Here is a 15,932-nt window from a genome sequence, read left to right as displayed (position 1 = left end):
TGGTGGATGACGCCGCCTTCTCGCGCGTGTGCGGGATGCTGGATCGGACGGTGAGCGGCGGGGGCCGGCTGGTGGCCGGAGGCGTGGTGGACGCGGCCAGCCGCTACATCGCCCCCACGGTGCTGGCGGACGTAACGCCCGGGGCGGCGGTGATGGAGGAGGAGATCTTCGGGCCGCTCCTGCCGGTGCTGCGCTACGAGCAGCTCGAGACCGTAGTGGAGACCATCCGCGGTGGTGGCAAGCCGCTGGCCATGTACATCTTCAGCCAGGACGAGGCACAGATAGAGCAGTTGCTGCGGCAGACCTCGGCGGGCGGGACGGTGGTGAACAACGTGGTCCTCCACTTCGCCAACCCGAGCCTGCCCTTCGGCGGCGTGGGGCCGAGCGGGCTGGGCGCGTACCATGGGGAGGTGGGCTTCCGGGAGCTGAGCCACGCGCGGGCGGTGCTGCGGCAAGGGCGCGCGTCCCTGGCGCACTTCTTCTTCCCTCCATACACGGGCAAGGCGCAGCAGCTCGCCCGTCTCGCGAGCCGCCTGTTCGAGTAGCCTCCCGTCCGTGCTCACCGTCGATCCCCATCCCCTGCTCGATGCCCTGGCCTTCACCACTACCTTCCCAGGGCCACTGTCCTCCCTCCCCTCTCCGGAGTGGCTCACCGCCCTCCTGAAGCCAGAGGCCTCCGCGCCGCTCACCAGCGACGACTCCGTGCGCGGCGTCGTCCGGGACCTGCTGCGCCACGGCGGCTACAAGCCCACGGGCCGCGGCAAGCCCGCCTCGGAGTACCTCGTGCGCGCGGCGGGAGATGGCTCGCTGGGCTCCATCAACACCGCGGTGGATGCGTGCAACGCCGTCTCCCTCCACAGCGGCCTGCCCATCAGCGTGGTGGACCTGGACCGCGCCCAGGCGCCCTTCCGCCTCGGCATCGCCCCCGAGGGCTCGCAGTACGTCTTCAACGCCTCCGGGCAGACCATCGACCTGGCGGGGCTGCTGTGCCTCTTCGACGCGGAGGGCCCCTGCGCCAACGCGGTGAAGGACGCGCAGCGCACCAAGACGAACGCGGACACCCGCCGCACCCTCACCGTCCTGTGGGGCGCCAAGGCGCTGGGAGACCGGACCGCGCGCGCCTTTGCCTGGTACCGCGAGCAGCTCGAGCGCCTGGGCGCCACCGTGGAGCGCCTTCCCTGAGCACGCCGGACCTCGAGCTGCTGCTCGCCGATGGGGCTCGGACGCTCTCCGCGGCCTGGGGCCGCCCGGTGCTGCTCACCGATCCGGAGGTGCTCCGCACGGAGTCTCGCAGCGTCGTGGTCCGGGCCCGTGTGGTCGGCGGCGGCGAGGAGAGCAGCGTCGTCCTCAAGCACTTCCGGGACGATCCGGTGTGCGGCCTGGACGAATGGGCCGGGCTCCTGTTCCTCACCCAGCGCGGCCTGCACGTGGGGCCTCGCTTCCTCGCCGGGAGCGAGGAGGCGCGCCTCTTCGTGATGGAGGATCTGGGCCGAGGCCAGCGCCTCGAGGAGCTGCTGCAGGACGACGACGCGCGGACCGCCAGCGGCGGGCTCATGTCCATCGTCCGGCTCACCGCCCTGCTGCACGTCCGGACGCTGGGCGCCCAGTCGGACTACGACTCTGTGCGCCAGGCGATTGAACCGCGCCACGAGCGGGTACGCATCGAGAACGCGCGCTACCTGGTGGACAACGCCGGGCGGCTGCGGCGATGGGTGGAGATGGTGGGTGCACGGGAGGATCCCGGGCTCCAGGCGGACCTGGAGCAGCTCGCGCGCGAGCTCGCCGATCCCGGCCCGTTCCTCGCCTTCACCCACGGAGACATGGCGCCGGGCAACTCGCTCTTCACCCGCGAGGGCCCACGCCTGCTGGACTTCGAGTACGCGGGGATGCGCAACGCCCTCTACGACGCGCTGATGTGGCTGCTGACCGTGCCGCTCCCGGAGGAGCTCGTCGCCCGCGCGGACGCCTACTACCGGAGCGGGCTGAGCCAGGGGTGCTACGCGGCGCAGGTGGACTCAGACTACCTGCGCGCCCGCGCCACGGTGGCGGCCGCGCGCACCGTGAACGTCTTCCAGTGGATCTCCCCCAAGGCGCTGGAGCGGGACCGAGACTGGGCTCCCGGCTTTACTGAGCGCGCCGCGCTGCTGCGTCACCTCGAGCGGTGTCGGTTCCTGATGGAGCCGCTGAACCCGGTCCCGGCCCTCGCACGCACGCTGCAATCCCTGGAAGCGCGGTTGCGCGAGCGCTGGACGGTGGAGCTCCCCGTCTGGCCTGCGTTCCGGTAAGCCGGCGCTCGAGCCCGAGCCTACACCCCCAGCCCCGCCCGAATCCTCGAGACCACCTCGTCCGGGCTCGGCGTCACGTCCACCTGCAGCGCCTCCGCGGGGGCCTCCAGCGTCTCGAGCTGGCTGTCGAGCAGGCTCAGCGGCATGAAGTGGCCCACGCGCCGGGCCAGCCGGCTCGCGAGCACCTCCGGTGGCGCCGACAGGTACACCCACCGCACCTGGGAAGAATCCACCGTGAGGAGCTGCCGGTAGGACTGCTTCAGCGCCGAGGACGCCAGCACCGCATCCTCGCCTCGAGCCAGCGTGTCCGTGATGAGCCCGCGCAGCCGCTCCAGCCACGGCGCACGATCCTCATCCGTCAGCGGGATCCCCGCGGCCATCTTCGCCACGTTCGCCGGGGGATGGAAGTCATCCCCCTCCAGGAACTGCCACCCCAGCGCCTCCGCCAGCCGCTCTCCAATCGTCGTCTTCCCCGCCCCGGCCACTCCCATGAGGATGATCACCATGCGCCATGCCCTCGGTATGCATCGCCCTTCACTCATGGTGAGGCACTTCCTCGGCCGCCGCTACCCCCGAGGATGGCCGCCGTTCACCCATCCTCTAAAGTCCTCCGTCCACATCAGACCTGAGAGATACGATTCCCTTCGTCGCTGCGAGGAGCTCGCGGCGCTGTGAGGGGTCAAACACGTGTCCGATATTCCGAATGGCGGGCAGCTCGAGGTCCAAGGCTCGGGTGCCAAGCCGTACATCCTGAAGAACACAGGGGGGGTGTACTCGTGCTCATGCCCGGCGTGGCGCAATCAGTCCGTCACCATCGAGCGCCGCACCTGCAAGCACCTGCGCAAGATCCGCGGCGACGAGGCCGAGGACGCGCGCATCGGCGCCGCGGCCTCCCAGGCTGCCGCTGGCACCGCCAACCGCACCACCAACCGGGCCGCCACGAGCAAGCGCGCCACCGCGGCCTCAGGTGACGGCAAGGCCCCGCCGGTGCTGCTGGCCCACTCGTGGGCGAACGACACGGATCTCACTGGCTGGTGGATGAGCGAGAAGCTCGACGGCGTGCGCGCCTGGTGGGATGGGAAGCGCTTCCTCTCGCGCCAGGGCAACCCCTTCTACGCGCCGGACTGGTTCACCGAGAAGCTGCCGGACTACCCGCTCGATGGAGAGCTGTTTGGCGGGCGCAAGAAGTTCCAGCGCACCGTGTCCATCGTCCGCCGGCAGGACATGAGCGATGACTGGAAGGAGCTGGCCTTCGTCATCTTCGACGCGCCGAGCCTGGAGCGCACCTTCGAGGAGCGCATCGCCCACGTCCAGGAGTACGTGGAGGACCTGGCGCCGCCCTACGCCGAGTGGCTCCCCCACGAGCCCTGCCAGGGCGTCCAGCACCTGCGCACGGAGCTGGCGCGGGTGGAGGGGCTCGGCGGCGAGGGGCTCATGCTGCGCCAGCCCGGCTCGCGCTACGAGGTGGGCCGCTCTTACACCCTGCTGAAGGTGAAGAGCTTCCATGATGACGAGGCCCGCGTCCTCGGCCACCAGCCCGGCGCGGGGCGGCACAAGGGCCGGCTGGGCGCGCTCGAGGTGGAGCTGCGCAACGGCACCCGCTTCTCGGTGGGCACCGGCCTGTCTGACGCCGAGCGCGAGAACCCTCCCGCCCTCGGCAGCATCATCACCTTCCGCTACCAGGAGCTCTCCAACGACGGCGTGCCGCGCTTCCCCTCCTACGTGGGCGTGCGCATCGACGCGGAGCCCTGGGCACCCCAGGGCAAGCGCAAGCGGTCCTGACGCGCCGCGTTTTCCGCCGGACCCTCTTTCCACCCAGTGTCCGGCAGAAGGTTCAATTCATTGTGAACTGGAAAAAATGAGGGATCGCATTGAACGATTTGACGTCGCACCTCAGGCGCCAGGGTGAGCCTGTGCTTCGTATGACACTGCAACTCCTCGAATTGTCATGGAGCGAGGGTGCGCTGTCTCCCAGGGGCAACGGTCCGTGCAACCGGTGACGGCGCACACGTCTTGCAGTGCATCAGGGATAACCCCCTTTCCAGGTTCTCAGACCCATGCGCTGCGAGCTCTGTCTCTCCGACCACACTGACGACGTGCTGTGCGGCAACGTGCACTGGAGCCAGTCGGGCCAGCTCACCGCCGCAGGAGGGCCCTCGCGGCCGCAGCCTCCCGCACCGCGAGCCCCTGAAGTGCCCGTGGATCTGGTGGGCCAGGTGCTCGGGTACTACCGCGTGGTGCGACGGCTGGGCTCGGGCGGCATGGGGACGGTGTACCAGGCGGAGCAGACGCGCATCGGCGCGAGGGTGGCGCTCAAGGTGCTGCACCCGCACCTCAGTCAGGATGCGGGCCTGCGCGCGCGCTTCTACGCCGAGGCGAAGACGGTGAACGTGGTAGGGCACCCCAACATCGTCCGCATCTTCGACATCAACGAGGCCCCAGGTGGCCTCCACTACATCGTCATGGAGTACCTGGAGGGCGAGCCACTGTCGCAGCTGCCTCGGCCCCTGGAGCCAGGCCTGCTCACGCACCTGCTGGCGCAGGCGTGTGAGGCGCTCGAGGCCGCGCACAACGCCGGCGTGGTGCACCGGGATCTGAAGCCGGACAACCTCTTCGTGGTTCGGCGCGAGGGCGCTCACCGCCCCTCGCTGAAGGTGCTGGACTTCGGCGTGGCCAAGGCGCGCGGCCCGCTCACGCACCCGCAGCTCACGGCGGTGGGCATGGTGCTGGGCACGCCCGCGTACATGGCCCCCGAGCAGTGGACGGGGCAGCAGGTGGACGGGCGCGCGGACATCTATGCGCTGGGGGTAACGGCCTACCTCATGGCCACGGGGCGGCTGCCCTATCCGCGCGGCCAGGTCGCCGAGATCGTCCTGTCTCCGACGGCGCCCATGCCCATGGCACCGCACCTGCTCAACCCGCGCATCCCCGTGGCGCTCTCGGAGGCGATCCTGAACGCGCTGGCACGCCGGCCGGCGGAGCGCTTCGCGCGTGCGATCGACTTCAAGCGGGCCCTGGAGTCCTCCACGAGCGACTCTGCGCGGGGCCGGCTCACCCCCGTGCCTGGGCCCCTGCGTGCCAGCACGCCGGTGCCCTCCCCCACTGTGTCCCTGCGCATTCCCCAGGCGCACCTGCCACGAGCGGAGTCGCCGCTGCCTCAGAGCTGGACGGCCCGCGTGCGCCGCCGCAGCGGTGCGGGCGCGGTGGAGGTGCAGTGCACGGAGCTGAGCCGCGGCGGCCTCTTCATGTGCTGCTCGGAGCCCTTCCCGCAGCTCTTCAGCCGGCTCGAGTTCTCGCTGCTGCTGGAGGGAGTGCCGGTGGAGTGCATGGCCGAGGTGGTGCGGCACGTGGACTCGGCGCAGGCCCGCACGTGGGGCATGTCGCCCGGCGTAGGGCTCCAGTTCATCAACCCCTCCGCCCAGCTCCGCGAGTACCTGCGCCGGATGCGGCCCTCCCGCGTGATGCCCGCCGCGCCCGTGGGCGTGCCCCAGGACTGCACGCTCCTGTAGCCACGCCATTGTCGGCTGCCGCCCACCGCACCCTGGGTAAGCGTCTCCTTCTCAACGAGGGCGCTTCCCTCCACCGGCTTCCCTGTCAGCCACCCGCGGGACCCCGCTAAGCTGAAAATTCCATGGTGAGCAGAAGACACACCGCGAGCACGGTGAGAGGGTGGGGCCGGTATCTCTGCGGGCTCTGGCTGCTGGGGTTGGCCACGCTGTCGGGTGCGTGCCGGGAATCCGTTGGAACGGCGCTCTACGTCACCATCGATTTCCCGCCGTCTCTGCTCATGGATCAGCTGCTCGTGTCGGGGACGGTGGCGGACAGCGGCATTGGCCCCCAGCTCCTGCCGGCGCAACCCGAGCGGCTGCTCGCCAATGGGGAGACCTTCCGCATCTTGCTGCCGTCCGCTCCGGACGGCTCGGAGGCGGTGCTGCAGGTGGCGGGAATGCGAGAGGGCACGCGGGTGGCGCTCGGCACCGGCCAGGTGCAGATCCAAGAGGGCAGCGAGGTGGATGTCACCGTGCGGCTGGAGCCCGCTGGGCCTGACGATGGCTCGTTCTGCGCCGACTGCCCAGATGGCTGCTGCATGGACGGCGTCTGCACTGCTCCCACCTTCAATACCTGTGGCACGGGTGGCATCGCCTGTAAGCAGTGTGATCCGCAGACGGCGAGCACCTGTTCCTCCGAGGGTTTCTGCGCCTGCGGGCGTGGCCCCGCGTGCGATCCCCGCACCGCGGACCGGTGCTCGAACGGCTCATGCAGGTGTGGCGGTGGTGGGCCTTGCGGGTTCGGCCAGCAGTGCGTGTCGGGCCGGTGCGAGTGCACGCCGGGCTCGTGCACCGGCTGCTGCAGCGGCAACACCTGTGAGCCCGGCAACACGAAGGACGAGTGCGGACAGGGCGGCGCGGCGTGCGTGAAGTGCAACCGCACGTGTAACGCCAGCGGCTCCTGCACCTGAGCGGTGAAGACGTGGCTCACCCTCGCGGTTCGCCTGTCCATCCCCTCCTCACTCCACGGTGTAGCGGCAGCGCTCGCGCTCCAGGGAGAGGGCCTCCGCGTCATCGCTCACAGGGGCCCGGCGCGACACCATGTCATCCGCCTCCCAGACATAGGGCTGGCCATTGAGCCGCACGTGCCCCTTCGCCACCAGGTGGGTCACCTCCAGCAGCGGCACGTGCGCCAGATCCCTCATGAGCGCCTCGAAGCGTCCCTGGCGGGCCGGATCCACGAAGCGGAAGCGGGAGCGCGCCACCACGGCCAGGTGGTACCACATGGGCCGGAACGCCACTCCGGCAAGCCTCAGCCGATCCGCCATGAGCATGAACATCTCCGCGGCCTCGCGCGACAGCCCCAAGCCTGGCACCTCCTGGCCCGGGAGCTGGGGCCTCAGGTCGCTGAAGCGTGCGAGCGGGTGACGCAGCGTGAGCCAGTTGACGAAGAGCAGCGCTTCTTCTCCCAGGCGCTTGCGCTCCAGGACACAGTCCACCAGCACGTGCTCCTGCCCTCCTGCGTGTCCCAGCAGCTGGATGCGATCGCCCGCCCCCGTCGTACCCACCTCCACGCGCAGCCCGCGGTAGCCCAGCCGCTCCAGGTGCGGCAGCAGTCCGTAGCGGAACAGCGCGTACTCGAGCGACTGCGCGGTGTAGTAGCCCAGCACCCGCTGATCGCTCGGAGCCACGTGGCCCATGGCCCCTTCGAGGTCCTCCTGGGTGATGGGCTCCCAGTCCGACAGCGGCTCTCGCGACAACAGCCGGGAGATGCGCTGGAACCGGGCGCTGAGCGGATCAAAGCGCGCCCGGATGGGCTGGTGCCCACGCCCGCCGAGGATCAGGATCGAGCCGGCGAACACCTTCCAGGCCTCCGGGTGGTAGCCCCCTCCCGGCAGCCACACGGCCGGGAGGCCTCGGAGCGCCCGCGCCACGAGCCGATCCCGCCTCCGCGCCCCGTCCAGTGAGAGGCCCAGGCGGCCAAAGCGATCCGCGCCCAGCACGTCCCCACCGGCGATGACGAAGGCCAGCTCCGCCTGAGGCATGCGGCCCAGCAAGGCCTCCAGCGCAGCGAGGTACTCCGCATCCCCCGCGTTGTCAGGCAACAGCACCTCGTCCGCGCCGGAGACGCTCCCCCAGTCGCTCCCGGAGATGGATCCGATCCACACCTTGGGATCGCCGGCGAAGCACGCGGCGGTGCCATCCGGCGGGTGCGCGTCCAGGTCCAGCACCACCGTCTTTCCTTGGAAGCCTTCCGCGCGCACGTCCGCGAGCGCCACAGCCATGTCATTGACGGCGCAGAAGCCACCGCCGTGGTCTGGCGCGGCATGGTGGAACCCGCCCGCCAGATTGGCGACGGGGCGCCCCTGCCTCAGCGCCATCCGGGCAGCCTCCAACGTGCCGCCGCAGACCCGGCGCAGCGTGTCCAGCAGCGTGTCCACCGCCACATCGGAGGGATCCACCGCGAAGATGCGAGCCAGCGTCTCCGGGCGTCCCAGGGACTCCAGGTAGGCCGCGCCATGGACCCGAGCGAGCTGCTCGTACGAGGCAGGCCTCGGGCGGTGGATGTCCGAGGGCCTCACCACGCCTGTCTCGAGCAGGTACCAGGTGGTGAAGTCCACCCGGCGCGGCTCAATGCCGGTGGAGAGCTCGAGGCCGGCGAACGGCAGCCGATAGGTCTCGTCGTAGAAGACGGGAACCCGGGCCCGGTCGGGGCGCAGCCGCGCCCACCATTCCTCCAGCCAGCCTCTCATCCGCCGGCGGCCCTCAGGAGCACTCAGGGGTTCTCGGAGTTCTTGCTGCCCAAGAGCTTCTTCAGGAGCAGCACCAGCCCTATCACCACCACGGCGAGGACCTTCTTGCCCGCGATCAGGAAGCCGAGGATCAGCTTCCCTCCCTTGGCGAGCAGGCCGACCTTGGCAATCTTGGCCGCTCCCAGGCCCGCGCCGCCCAGCACGATGCCGGCGAGGCCATACTCGGCGACCTTGTCGGTGCCCTCCTGGAAGTCCGCGTACCGCGCACCCTGGTTGAACGTGGTGCTCTGCAGCAGCTTCACCACATGGGGCTTGCTCGGCTCCAGGTGCTCCGGGTCCACCACCAGGTTCAGGGACACGTAGCCTCGGCGCCCGAGCACGCGGGTGTTGTAGTTGACCGAGGTGCCTTCGTCCGTGGACGCGTTGAGCGCCCAGATGAGGTGGTGCTTCGTCCGGTCGTAGTGCGGCGCCTCCGTCCAGTCGCCGATCCGCAGCGCCTTGAAGCCGCGCTGCACGCGCTCCTCATTGGCCGCCTCCTGGCCTTCCTTGATGGCGTCCAGGATCTCGTTCCCGTCGAGCTCCTCCTCATCCTTGATGAAGCCCTCGTCCTCATAGCGGATGACGACGAACCACGGCGCCTTCTCCTCCTTGCTCACCACGAGGCCGAGCAGGTTGTCGTGGTGAAAGGAGCCGTTCTGCTCCAGGACCTTCGCGGCGATGGACTTGTCCAGGTAGACATGCTCCTCGGGCACGTCGAGCGACAGCTCATGGCCGAGCTCGACCTTGGCCGGGCCGGGCTTCACGCCAGGAGGGAGCTCGGACGGCGCGTCCGCCTCCTGCTCAACGGGCTCCTCTGCCTCCTCGGGAGGGGCCACATCCGCCAGGGCAACGATCGGCGTGAGCAGCAGTCCAGCGACCATCCATTTCCAAGCAGCGCGCATCGACGAGGCTCCAAGGGCAGGGACGCGGAGCATGCCACTCGGCGCTTCGCGGGGTCCACCCGCCGGGAGGGAAGCGGATGTTTTTCCTCCCAGCTTGACGGGTTCTGTGGTGTGCAGCGGCTCCGAGCTCCCGCGTCATGACCGCCCAAGACTCCCGAACGCCTGGCCGCGCCGCCTTTGCCTTCATCTTCGTCACCGTCATGCTCGACATGCTGGCGCTGGGCGTCATGGCTCCCGTGCTGCCGAAGCTCATCATCACGTTCAAGGACGGTGATATTGCCAGCGCGGCCTCCGTCACCGGCCTGTTCGGCTTCACCTGGGCGGCCATGCAGTTCGTGTTCTCGCCGGTGCTCGGCTCGCTGTCGGACCGCTACGGTCGGCGGCTGGTGATCCTGCTGTCGAACTTCGGCCTGGGGCTCGACTACGTGCTGATGGCGCTGGCTCCCTCGCTGGAGTGGCTCTTCATCGGCCGGCTTATCTCCGGGATCACCGCCGCGAGCTTCTCCACCGCGGGCGCCTACATCTCCGATGTGACGCCGGTGGAGAAGCGTGCCGCGCGCTTCGGCATGCTGGGCGCGGCCTTCGGCTTGGGATTCATCGTGGGCCCAGCGGTCGGCGGGGTGCTCGGGGATATCAGCCTGAGGCTGCCGTTCTGGGCCGCCGCGGTGCTCAGCCTCCTGAACGCGGCCTATGGCTTCTTCGTCCTGCCAGAGTCACTGCCGCCGGAGCGCCGCTCGGCCTTCCAATGGCGGCGAGCCAATCCGCTGGGCTCGCTGAAGCTCCTGCGCTCGCATGGAGAGCTGACCGGCCTGGCCGCAGCGACCTTCCTGTACTATCTGGCACACGAGTCCCTCTCGAGCATCTTCGTGCTCTACACGGACTACCGCTACGCCTGGAGCGAGCGCACGGTCGGCCTCGCGCTCGCGGCAGTCGGGGTGACCTCTACGATCGTCTCGGGGGCTCTCATGGGCCCAGCCGTGGCCCGGCTCGGCGAGCGGCGCGCAATGCTCACCGGGCTGGCATTCGGGGCCCTCTCGTTCCTGTGCTACGGCCTGGCCCCCACGGGCCTGCTCTTCCTGATCGGCATCCCGTTGGGCGGGCTGATGGGACTGGCCGGACCTTCCATCCAAGCCTTGATGACTCGCCGGGTGAACCCTTCCGAGCAGGGTCAGCTCCAAGGAGCGATGAGCAGTCTGCGCGGCATCACTGGGATGATAGGGCCGGTGTTGTTCACGCAGATCCTCGCTGCCGCCCTCCGCGGAGACAGCCTTCCCCACCTGCCCGGCGCCCCATACCTGCTCGCCGGGACACTCATGGTGGGAGCCCTGTTCCTCTCGTGGCGTGTCACACGCCTGGGAGCACGGGAGGCTGTGACCTCGGATCAGGTTGCGCGATAGAGCGGAAACGCAGGTCGCGGGCCCCTCGTCTCGGCGCGGGTCCTCCCGTCGGCTGACGGGTCCTCCCGCGCCGGCCGTCCCGCTCGCCCACGGCCCACAGCCCAGCTGCCCACAGCCGTCTCGAGGGCCCACCGGCGGCGCGCTCTGACTGAACCTGTATACTTGTTAGACAGGTTTGGCTGACGCGCCGTCGGCCCTTCAGGCCCACCCGGTCGTGCACCTGGCCCGCGGTGCTTACCCGCCGCTCGCGTCGGTCCACTCCGCTGCGCCGTAGCGCACGCCCAGGCGGCCCCGCGGGTCCTCGAAGTGAAGCCCCAAGGCCGTCTCGCCGACGAAGGGCAGCCCCTCCACCCGCTGCCGTACCGTGAGGGAGCCACTCCCGATGGGGCGCCTCGCGAACATCCAGCCCTGCTGCACCCCCTCCTCGACATTGCGCAACCGCTCCACCACAGCCCCTCGGGCCATGGCCAGACTGCCATCCTCGGAGACCCCGGTGTGGCCAGGTCCTCGCAGGGCTTGTTTCCCAGAGCTGACTCCCGAGGGCCCAGTCCTCAGGGAGCCTTTCTCGAGGATCTCAGCCTCGTTCCTCGCCGAGAGGAGCGCTGCCATGGGACATGTCCGCGCCCGTGCGCACCTCTTCCCGCAGTGCGGGGCTGCGCCGCTTGAGCGCGCGGGCCAGCAGCGTAGTGAAGAGCGCCCAGGCCAGACCTGCCATCCACCCGCCCAGCACATCCGTGAGGTAATGCACCCCCAGGAACACCCGCGTCAGCCCCACGAGGAAAGTCAGCATCAGCGCCACCCCGAGCACGTAGGCCTTGAGCCACCGGCGCTCGATGAGCTGCGCCAGCATCGCACCCAGCGTGAGGTAGACGATGGCCGAGAGCATCGCGTGGCCGCTGGGAAAGCTCGGTGCGTCTACCTCTGCGAGGTGGGGCACCACGGTGGGCCGAGGCCGTGCAAAGAGCGCCTTGAGGGCAGAGTTCAACAGTGCGCCACCCACCGTGGATCCGAGCACCAGCAGCAGCGAGCGAAAGCGCCGCACCAGCGCCAGGAAGCCGCACACCGCCACCATGACGAGTGTCAGCACCGTCACGCCTCCCAGCGCCGTCACGTCCAGCGCCGCTTTGCGCAGCCAGGGGGGGCCAATGGGGACTGCGGGGTTGTCTGACCGGCGCAGCGCCAGCACCACGGTCTCATCGAAGCTCTGCGTCTCCTGCTCCACGATCTCGCTCGACAGGACCATGAAGCCCAAGCAGCAACACACGAGCGCCAGCAGCAGCCCGAGCAGCCGGACTCCATCCACCCCCATCAGCGCGGAGGCCGCTTCCCTGAGACGACGGACCATGGCCTTCACCCTATGCACTCCCACCGGGTGGCGACGCTCGATCTCTCGCCGCCGCATGGAAGTGCACAGAAGTCGAGTCCTCATCGACAGGCGTGTTCCCCTGAACGCCGCTCTGCCTGCGCCGTTGTCCTCTGCCACCAGACTGCTATCACTGCGCTCAGGAGGAACCCCACGTGGCCATCGCGACCATCGATCCGACGACTGGCAGGACGATCCGTACCTTCGCAGCTCACACCGCCGAGGAGCTCGAGGCGCGGCTGCGGCTCGCCGACGAGACATTCCGCACCTACCGCCACACGCCCCTGGCGGACCGGAAGCGCTGGCTGGCTCGTGCCGCCGAGCTGCTGGAGACAGAGGCCGACCACTTCGGGCGAGTCATGACGCAGGAGATGGGCAAGCCCTTCGAGGCCGCCAAGGCCGAATCGCAGAAGTGCGCCACGGCCTGCCGCTACTACGTAGAGCACGGCGAGGCGTACCTGCGTGACGAGCCGATCGACACCGGTGGCGACCGCAGCTACGTCCACTACCAGCCACTGGGGCCGGTGCTGGCCATCATGCCGTGGAACTTCCCCTTCTGGCAGGTCATCCGCTTCGCCGCTCCGGCGCTGATGGCCGGGAACGTGGGGCTGCTGAAGCACGCGCACAACGTGCCGCAGTGCGCGCTGGCGCTCGAGGAGCTGTTCCTGCGCGCGGGCTTCCCCAAGGGCGCCTTCCAGACGCTGCTCATCGAGTCCGGAGACATCCCCCGCGTCATTGACGACCCGCGCGTGAAGGCCGCCACCCTCACCGGCAGCGAGGGCGCGGGGCGCGCGGTGGGCAGCCAGGCGGGCCGGGCCTTGAAGAAGGTGGTGCTGGAGCTGGGCGGCAGCGATCCATTCATCATCATGCCTTCCGCGAAGCTGGAGCTCGCGGTGGAGACGGCGGTGAAGGCCCGCCTCATCAACAACGGCCAGTCGTGCATCGCGGCCAAGCGCTTCATCGTCCATGAGTCCATCTACCCCGAGTTCGAGCGCCGCTTCGTGGAGCGGATGCGCCGGGCGGTGATGGGCGATCCGATGGATCCAAAGACGGAGGTGGGTCCGCTGGCCACGGAGGGCATCCGCCAGGGGCTGCACGCGCAGGTGGAGAAGAGCGTGGCGGCGGGGACGAGGCTGCTGGTGGGCGGCACGCTGCCCACGGGCCCGGGGAGCTACTACCCGCCCACGGTGCTCGCGGAGCCAGCACCGGGCTCGCCTGCCGCGGGCGAGGAGCTATTCGGTCCGGTGGCCGTGCTCTTCAAGGCGAAGGACGTGGAGCACGCCATCGCGCTCGCCAACGACACGCCCTACGGCCTGGGCGCGAGCGTCTGGACCCACGACGAGGCGGAGACGCAGCGGTTCATCGACGGCATCGAGACAGGCATGGTGTTCGTCAACCAGATGGTAGCCTCGGACCCGCGGCTGCCCTTTGGTGGAGTGAAGCACTCGGGGCACGGCCGCGAGCTGGCGCTGCACGGCTTCCGCGAGTTCCTCAACGCGAAGACGGTGCGCATCTCCGCCGGCACCGTGGCGGCGCCCACCCAGGCCTCGGCTAACGAGTAGGCACGCGCGTGCTGGGAGCGCGGTGGACCTCCTCCAGCGCCTCCGTCACCGCCTCCATCTCCGCGCCGATCTGCTCCACGCTGTGGCGCAGCCCCGCGCCCGCCACGTCCTCGGAGGCCGCGTCCGCCGTGCGCACTCGCAGCACCTGGGTGTAGAGATTCTCCAGCGTGTAGTACAGCCGCGTGTGCTCCGCCTCCAGGCGCGCAGCCGCCGTGGCCAGCTCCGCCCGCTGGCGCTGCTGCTCCTCCAGGACCGCGAGCGCCGAGGCGAGGCGCTCCCTCGCCACCGCGTCCTTCTCCGCCTCCACCCGGGCGGCCAGGGCCGCGTGCTCGTCCGTCAGCCGACGCTCGTCCTCGGGGGAGGTCAGCGCGCGCAGCTCGCGCTCACGCCGGGCCAGCTCGTGGCAGCTCCTCCGCAGCGCCTCCACCGTCTGGTCGGGGGCGTGGACCACCTCACGCAACACCGGATGCCCCTCGCGCAGCGCCGCCCGCAGCTTGTCGCAGAGCGCATCCACCCGGGCCATGCGCGGGTCTGCCACCTCGGGTGCTCGCTCGGACGGCGGGAGCAGCGCCGCCTCGCCCTCGAGGGGCAGCGGCTTTGCCATGGGCTTGCGTGGCATCAGGTGGTGGGCCGCCTGGTACCCGAAGACGAAGATGGCGATGAAGATCAGCCACCACATGTTGCGGGAGCGCAGGGCAATCGCCAACGCCACCAGCGCGCCCAGCGCGAACATCACCCCGAGCACTGGGTTGCGCGAGGCTTCCTCACGCGCCCTCTGCTCGGCACGCCGGGCCTGCCGCTCCGCGCGCTTCAGCTCTTTCTTGGCCTGCCTGCGCCAGCGCTTCTCCAGCTCGCGGCGCTCAGCCCTGTTGGGCAGGCGGCCCATCTCCCGCACCCACGCCTCCATCTCTTGCGCCCGACGCTCCTCGCCCTCGGCCAGCGCGTCCTGCAGCCGGCGCAGCCGATCCTCGCTCGAGGGTAGAGAAGTGGGTGGCTTGGGAGAAGCAGGGGGCACGGGAAGAGGCTAACCACTTCTTCCTGTCCGAGGGGAAGAAGCTTCGCCGCCTCCCCTCCGGGGAAGCCAACAACCGACCGCCTGAGGCATCCCCCATCCGCGACGCGCCAGGAGAAATCCATGTTGCATGTTGAAAGAGTGCGACCCTGAGCCAAGAGCAGGGGGAGCCCCTCTCGGCCCAGGGTCGCCTCGAGATTGTTGACCGGAATCCCGAGACACCGGTTGTCATCCCGGTGTTGCGAGGGGATAGAGCACTTGGCGTGCCAGGGCACTGCAGGAGCTACTAGAGGTGCGTAAGCCCCCATGTCCCCAGGAGATTCATGGGTGAGCGCCCCGGGCATGGACTGCGGCTGACGGCCTTCCCGGCATCACTGTCTCGCCTGGTGGACGGTCACCGTCCGCGCTCGTGGACAGGGGCTGTCGGCATCGAGCACCCCTGCTGATGGAAGGAGGTGGCAGGCGTGAAGGCAGAAGGCCCGGGGAGGAGGCGCTCGAGGCCGAACTGGGTTAGGGAGGAGCGTCCGCCCGCCGGGATCGCCCCACCGAATGAGCTCCCCCGCCTCCTCTCGCCGCTTCCAGGTCTTCAGCGCTGCCGTGCTCGCCTACACGCTGGCCGTGGTCCTCTGGGGCGCCTTCGTGCGCGCCACGGGCTCGGGGGCCGGGTGCGGTGACCACTGGCCGAAGTGCAACGGCGACGTCATCCCGCGCGCGCCCACCGTGGCCACGCTCGTCGAGTACACGCACCGGCTGACGAGCGGGCTGGCCTTGGTGCTGGCAGTGGTGCTGTGTGTCTGGGGCCTGCGGGCGCACGCGAAGAGGCACCCGGTGCGGCGTGCCGCGGTCCTGCAGCTCGTCTTCATGCTGACGGAGGCAGCCATTGGCGCGGGGTTGGTGCTCTTCCAGTACGTGGCGCACGACCAGTCCATGGGCCGGGCCTTCTGGATGGCGGCCCACCTCCTCAACACCTTCCTGCTCGTGGGTGCGCAGGCGCTGACCATGTGGTTCGCGGCGGGGCGCTCACGGATGGTGCTGCGCGGGCAGGGACTGGCGGGGGCCTTGGTGGGCGCCGCGGTGGTGGCGCTGACGCTGCTCGGAGTGACTGGGGCCATCGCTGCGCTGGGAGACACG

General features: G+C 69.8%; 15 protein-coding genes. 9 read left to right on the top strand and 6 right to left on the bottom strand.

Annotated features, from left to right (window positions below; translation table 11 throughout):
* From VD972_RS17540 to VD972_RS17530, 3 genes are all read left to right on the top strand, one after another.
* On the top strand, positions 1 to 545 hold a 545-nt coding region (locus VD972_RS17540), incomplete at its 5' end, for an aldehyde dehydrogenase family protein (protein ID WP_324988486.1).
* A 10-nt stretch (positions 546 to 555) separates the two neighbouring features.
* Positions 556 to 1,182, top strand: coding sequence for a phenylalanine--tRNA ligase beta subunit-related protein (locus VD972_RS17535; RefSeq protein ID WP_324988484.1), 627 nt, complete (start codon positions 556 to 558; stop codon positions 1,180 to 1,182).
* 68 nt (positions 1,183 to 1,250) lie between these two features.
* On the top strand, positions 1,251 to 2,285 hold the full coding sequence (locus tag VD972_RS17530; protein WP_324988482.1) for a phosphotransferase: 1,035 nt from the start codon (positions 1,251 to 1,253) through the stop codon (positions 2,283 to 2,285).
* 20 nt (positions 2,286 to 2,305) lie between these two features.
* On the opposite strand, the gene VD972_RS17525 is transcribed toward VD972_RS17530, so the two are convergent.
* Positions 2,306 to 2,791: a gluconokinase gene (locus VD972_RS17525; protein WP_324988480.1), complete on the bottom strand. Its 486-nt coding sequence runs from the start codon at positions 2,789 to 2,791 to the stop codon at positions 2,306 to 2,308.
* 181 nt (positions 2,792 to 2,972) lie between these two features.
* On the opposite strand from VD972_RS17525, the gene VD972_RS17520 reads away from it, so the two are divergent.
* The 3 genes from VD972_RS17520 (at position 2,973) to VD972_RS17510 (ending at position 6,744) form a co-directional block, all read left to right on the top strand.
* On the top strand, positions 2,973 to 4,067 hold the full coding sequence (locus tag VD972_RS17520) for a DNA ligase (protein WP_324988478.1): 1,095 nt from the start codon (positions 2,973 to 2,975) through the stop codon (positions 4,065 to 4,067).
* Positions 4,068 to 4,342: 275 nt separating this feature from the next.
* Positions 4,343 to 5,794 (top strand): serine/threonine-protein kinase, encoded by a 1,452-nt coding sequence (locus VD972_RS17515; protein WP_324988476.1) that lies wholly within the window; start codon positions 4,343 to 4,345, stop codon positions 5,792 to 5,794.
* Between the two features lie 122 nt (positions 5,795 to 5,916).
* Positions 5,917 to 6,744 (top strand): hypothetical protein, encoded by an 828-nt coding sequence (locus VD972_RS17510; protein WP_324988474.1) that lies wholly within the window; start codon positions 5,917 to 5,919, stop codon positions 6,742 to 6,744.
* Between the two features lie 48 nt (positions 6,745 to 6,792).
* Here VD972_RS17510 and VD972_RS17505 read toward each other — a convergent pair whose 3' ends face one another.
* Both VD972_RS17505 and VD972_RS17500 read right to left on the bottom strand, forming a co-directional pair.
* The gene (locus tag VD972_RS17505) at positions 6,793 to 8,526 is read right to left on the bottom strand and encodes a histone deacetylase (protein ID WP_324988473.1); all 1,734 of its coding nucleotides are present in this window, start codon (positions 8,524 to 8,526) and stop codon (positions 6,793 to 6,795) included.
* 23 nt (positions 8,527 to 8,549) lie between these two features.
* Positions 8,550 to 9,467, bottom strand: a complete 918-nt coding sequence (locus VD972_RS17500) for a DUF2167 domain-containing protein (RefSeq protein WP_324988471.1) — start codon at positions 9,465 to 9,467, stop codon at positions 8,550 to 8,552.
* Between the two features lie 137 nt (positions 9,468 to 9,604).
* On the opposite strand from VD972_RS17500, the gene VD972_RS17495 reads away from it, so the two are divergent.
* Entirely contained in the window at positions 9,605 to 10,864 is a 1,260-nt protein-coding gene (locus tag VD972_RS17495; protein ID WP_324988469.1) for a TCR/Tet family MFS transporter, read from the top strand.
* A 234-nt stretch (positions 10,865 to 11,098) separates the two neighbouring features.
* On the opposite strand, the gene VD972_RS17490 is transcribed toward VD972_RS17495, so the two are convergent.
* Positions 11,099 to 11,329 carry a hypothetical protein gene (locus tag VD972_RS17490; protein ID WP_324988467.1) on the bottom strand — a complete coding sequence of 77 codons (231 nt, stop codon included), beginning with the start codon at positions 11,327 to 11,329 and terminating at the stop codon, positions 11,099 to 11,101.
* Positions 11,330 to 11,438: 109 nt separating this feature from the next.
* A complete protein-coding gene (locus tag VD972_RS17485) occupies positions 11,439 to 12,209 on the bottom strand; it encodes a phosphatase PAP2 family protein (protein ID WP_324988465.1) in 771 nt (256 codons plus the stop codon).
* A 173-nt stretch (positions 12,210 to 12,382) separates the two neighbouring features.
* Here VD972_RS17485 and VD972_RS17480 point away from each other — a divergent pair, with 173 nt between their 5' ends.
* Complete coding sequence (locus tag VD972_RS17480; RefSeq protein WP_324988463.1) at positions 12,383 to 13,789, top strand: NAD-dependent succinate-semialdehyde dehydrogenase; 1,407 nt, start codon at positions 12,383 to 12,385, stop codon at positions 13,787 to 13,789.
* On the opposite strand, the gene VD972_RS17475 is transcribed toward VD972_RS17480, so the two are convergent.
* Positions 13,779 to 14,804, bottom strand: coding sequence for a hypothetical protein (locus VD972_RS17475; protein ID WP_324988461.1), 1,026 nt, complete (start codon positions 14,802 to 14,804; stop codon positions 13,779 to 13,781). The genes VD972_RS17480 and VD972_RS17475 overlap by 11 nt on opposite strands.
* A gap of 546 nt (positions 14,805 to 15,350) precedes the next feature.
* On the opposite strand from VD972_RS17475, the gene VD972_RS17470 reads away from it, so the two are divergent.
* Positions 15,351 to 15,932: COX15/CtaA family protein (locus tag VD972_RS17470; protein WP_324988459.1), on the top strand; the 582-nt coding region annotated here is incomplete at its 3' end.

This window comes from Hyalangium sp., assembly GCF_035629615.1.
Classification (GTDB): Bacteria; Myxococcota; Myxococcia; order Myxococcales; family Myxococcaceae; genus Hyalangium.
This window is presented reverse-complemented; position numbering and strand designations above follow the sequence as displayed.